This is a genomic window from Bacillus sp. JJ864 (assembly GCF_036963045.1).
Lineage (GTDB): Bacteria > Bacillota > Bacilli > Bacillales > Bacillaceae_G > Bacillus_A > Bacillus_A pseudomycoides_C.
In genome coordinates, this window is the sequence record NZ_JBALLY010000033.1 from 1 (window position 1) to 4,503 (window position 4,503).

At 34.9% G+C, this 4,503-nt stretch carries 3 protein-coding genes; 1 reads left to right on the plus strand and 2 read right to left on the minus strand.

Annotated features, from left to right (window positions below; genetic code table 11):
* Positions 1–286 precede the first annotated feature (286 nt).
* Positions 287–1,630, plus strand: coding sequence for an APC family permease (locus tag V7024_RS06635; protein ID WP_335517337.1), 1,344 nt, complete (start codon positions 287–289; stop codon positions 1,628–1,630).
* A 141-nt stretch (positions 1,631–1,771) separates the two neighbouring features.
* Here the strand turns inward: V7024_RS06635 and V7024_RS06640 are convergent, their stop codons facing one another.
* Both V7024_RS06640 and V7024_RS06645 read right to left on the minus strand, forming a co-directional pair.
* Complete coding sequence (locus tag V7024_RS06640; protein WP_335517340.1) at positions 1,772–2,722, minus strand: nucleoside hydrolase; 951 nt, start codon at positions 2,720–2,722, stop codon at positions 1,772–1,774.
* A 326-nt stretch (positions 2,723–3,048) separates the two neighbouring features.
* Positions 3,049–4,323 (minus strand): MFS transporter, encoded by a 1,275-nt coding sequence (locus V7024_RS06645; RefSeq protein WP_335517343.1) that lies wholly within the window; start codon positions 4,321–4,323, stop codon positions 3,049–3,051.
* Positions 4,324–4,503: the final 180 nt, after the last annotated feature.

Consider the following 4,503-nt stretch of genomic DNA (forward strand, 5'->3'; position numbering starts at 1 on the left):
CTTTAAAAGTGTGCTAGACTTTGTCACAAGTAACATCTCTTATGAATTCAAATGAAATACAATTTTTATTTTTTTAGTTATGTTTGTGAATTTTTTCACAATAAAATTTTAGAAATATCTTTAAAAAGATTGTATATATTTCTATAAAATTGTGAATTATATCACAAATAAAATTAAATCTTATTTGTATACAGCACTTTTAAAAAAATGAGAGGATCTATTATTAATAAGAAAAAAATGAATTCATTCGAGGTTGTATGTATTTTGCGAAACAGGAGTGATTATTATGTCACAAGAACAACTAAAAAAAGAGATTGGCTTCTTCGCAGCATTAACTACTGTTATTGGTACCGTTATTGGAGCGGGTGTATTTTTTAAGCCTACTGCACTTTACGGCGCAACTGGATCAGCAAGTTTAGGATTACTTGCATGGGTAATCGGAGGAATCTTAACTGTTTGCTCAGGTTTAACTGCGGCTGAACTATCGGCAGCTATTCCTGAAACTGGTGGAATGATGGCATATTTAAAACGTACTTATGGAAACTTAACTGCTTTCCTACTAGGCTGGGCACAAACTGTTATTTACTTCCCTGCCAATATTGCAGCACTTGCAATTATTTTCGGAACACAAGCAGTTAGTTTATTTGGATTAAATGCGAATGAACATAAATTGATGATTATTGGAGTTGCTGTTATTACCGCAGCTTTCGTAACCTTTATGAACTCCTTAGGAGCGAAAGCTGCCGGCGGAATTCAAATGGTATCAACTATTTGTAAATTAGTTCCTTTAGCATTACTTATTATTTTTGGATTATTGCATAAAGGCGACGTAACTCTACAACTGTTTCCAGTTGAAGCAGGACCAGGTAAATCATTTATTTCTGCACTTGGATCTGGCTTACTTGCAACAATGTTTGCTTATGATGGATGGATTCATGTAGGAAATATCGCTGGAGAAATGAAAAACCCTAAAAGAGACTTACCTAAAGCAATTGTAATCGGATTATCTACTGTAATGGTTGTATACTTACTTATTAATATTGCATTCCTTATGGTTATGTCTGCATCAGCACTTGCAGGAACTGATACACCTGCTTCTCAAGTAGCGACAATTTTATTTGGAGCAATGGGAGGAAAATTAGTTACAATCGGTATTCTAATTTCCGTATTTGGAACAATCAATGGATACATTATGACAGGAATGCGTATCCCTTATGCAATGGCATTAGAAAATAAACTACCGTTTAGTAAATGGTTTGCGACATTATCTAAAAATAGTCGCGTTCCTTATAATTCTGGAATCTTTATGTTATGTGTTTCTATCATCATGATGGTTATCGGCGGATTTAACGCATTAACAGATATGTTAGTATTTGTTATATGGATATTCTATACAATGACTTTTGTAGCAGTATTCATTTTACGTAAAAGAGAACCGGATCTTGTGCGTCCTTACAAAGTACCGCTATACCCTATTATCCCTATGATTTCTATTATAGGTGGATCATTTATCGTTATTAACACTCTTTTCACACAAACGCTGCTAGCGTTATGTGGTATCGGCTTAACTGCTTTAGGTCTTCCGATTTATTTCGCAATGCGAAACAAACATGTACAAACTAATAAATAATCATTTGGAGACACATACAATTTGATTTGATCTTATTTGGTCATAACTTTGATTAGTATTCAATGTATCAAGCCCCTTCAAGTTGCTTACTGAAGGGGCTTGATACATAATCAGTGTGTATTAGAAACTTATCTAAATATGCTACAATCTCTTCGTTAAGAATGTTTCCATAATATCCCTCTTAAATCTTTCATAATCAAATTGAAAAGCCACACTTTGTATTTTATATCCTGGATTTGTCGTAAAACGAAAGTCTGCAATGCTTTGACCGAACCCTTCTCCTTGATCAGGAATTACTTTTATAGGAACTTTTGAGAGGTGAACTGCATCCGGATTCAACAAATACCATATTGTTACAAAATCATGCATAGGACTTCCTCCTATACCGGGATTCGACTTTGAGTAAAAATTATAGTAATAGTCTAACATAGGTTTAATAATAAGCCCTGCAGGATCCTGTGTGATCTGATGAAATTTGTCAATTTCTTGGACCATTTTAGGTGTAACAATCGCATGTTGGGTAACGTTTAGCGGAATAATTGTCAAATTCTTTGCATGCTGTAGAATTAAATTCGCTGCATAAGGGTCTGCATAAAAGTTAGCTTCAGCGACAGCCGTCACATTTCCAGGATAAAAAAAAGCCCCGCCCATACAAATATATTCCTTCACGTTGCGCATCTTCTCTAAATTTAAAACAAATGCTGTGGCTAAAGAAGAAAGTCTTCCTAGATTGATAATGGTAAGATCGTCTAAATTCGAATCTATGATCTCGTAAATATTATTAATGGGATAAACAGGATACGAAGTCTCAGGTGGAATGATTGGTCCTAATCCGACTTTCCCATGTACTTGAGGAAAATATTGAACTAAAATACCGGTTAAAGGTACGGAAGCACCGAGAAATACAGGTATTTCTTTTTTTCCCGCGATGTATTTTAAATAGTTAATATTTCTTATAGCATTCTCTCTTGAGACATTCCCGTAATCCGCTACAATACCCAATAATTGTATATCACTACGAAAAAAAGTGTACAGAATGGCAAATGCATCATCAATTCCTAAATCTGTAAACAGGAGAACTTTTTTTATCATATATCTTCCCTCCCTCAAAAGACATGGAGTCAAAATTTCATTGGACTTATATACATTTTATGTATTCATAAATCTTGTATTCTGTTAATTATTTAATGTATATACCATTAAATAAAACAAAAAGGAAGTCAAAGGACTTCCTTTTTGCGATTAGACATCTTACCTACAGTAATTAACAAGGTTCCATCGTCATCAAGTTTAAAAATAAGAGCCAATTTGTTCTTAGAGTAGAAAATTGGGTTTATTTTATGTGGAAAGAAGATATATCACTATTTACATCTATAATGCTTTTGGAAAGTGCTAATAAGTGGAACACATCAATCGTGTTACGCCGTTTCCCCCTCATTTCTCAATAGCCTCTTTGTTACAACTGCCATTGCAATCATCGTAATACTTACAAACAGTATAGGAAGATAACCCTTTATGCTAAAAGCTTCAAATATAACACCATATATGACCTGACCAACAGGTGCCATACATTGTGAAACCGTTATAATAATCGCCATGACTTTCCCTAAATTTTCATTTGATGTTTTCTTTTGTACAGCGGTAATAACAAAAATAGAGATAATAGTCATCACCATTGCAATAAGGAATGCACACAAGACAAAAAGTATGAATGATGGATAGTTTCCGAAGCTAAGTGCAAGAGGCGTAATTGATAAAGCCATCGGTACAATCAATAAGGCAATTACGAGAAACCAAAGATACAGTTTTTTCATTTGCATCTTTTTGGAAAAGAAACCGATGGACAATGCTCCTAAAATTGTAGCAAAATCTATGAGTCCCATTCCAACGCCATACATTGTGTCACTACTTTGCAAGACTACCCGTAAAATGATGGGACCACCAACAACAAACAACGGCGTGAGAATTAAATTGAGGAAAGCTGCAAGGATTATGCATTTCAAAATAAAAGGTTGCTTAACTACATAGATAACCCCAACTTTTAAGTCGTTTACGATAGTCGATATGATATGTCCATCTTGTTTCCTTTTTACAAACGGGATATTAATAAAAATCGCTAATACTGCAGCTAAGAAAAAAGCAAGACAACTCATCACAACAAGCATTTTTAACCCTACAATACCATACAATACTCCGCCTAAAACAGGAGCTGCTACACTTGATAGTGCTTGAACACCGTTTACAATACCGTTTGCCTGCTCCAGTTTATTTTCCGCAACTAACAAAGGAACACTTACTATGACAGCTGGCGAATACATGGCGCTAATAATCGCTAGCAAAACCATAACAACACCGATAAGTATCACGGAATTATTACCATCCGCCAACAATAAAATAAAACAAAATACAATGGCACTACTTATAAAATCAAAAATTACCATGAGGTTGCGGCGGTTGAATCTGTCAGCAATAGCCCCGCCAAGAGGTGATAACAAAAGCGGTATATTCGATGCGGCATACAAAGTTGCATATACGTCTGCCCGGCCTGTTATGTCCAACACATAAAGAGATAAAGCAAAACGTAAAAGAGAAGAACCTAATACTGATATTATCTGCCCAATGACCATTAAGTGAAATGCTTTAGGAAAAGGCTTTATATTGCTATTATTTTGCATAATATAAACACCTTTCATTAAGAAGTCAGACCGACTGTCGGTCTATAATTTTGTATCAAATACTATTTTAAAATTTTTCTCCATATTAAGTCGCTGCTATGTGAATACAACATGACCGCTACTTGCTTTCTCCCTTTGTTTTAAACCTCGGATGTAGCAGGAAAAAGCACTGACCGCTACTATGCATCGCCAGTCCCT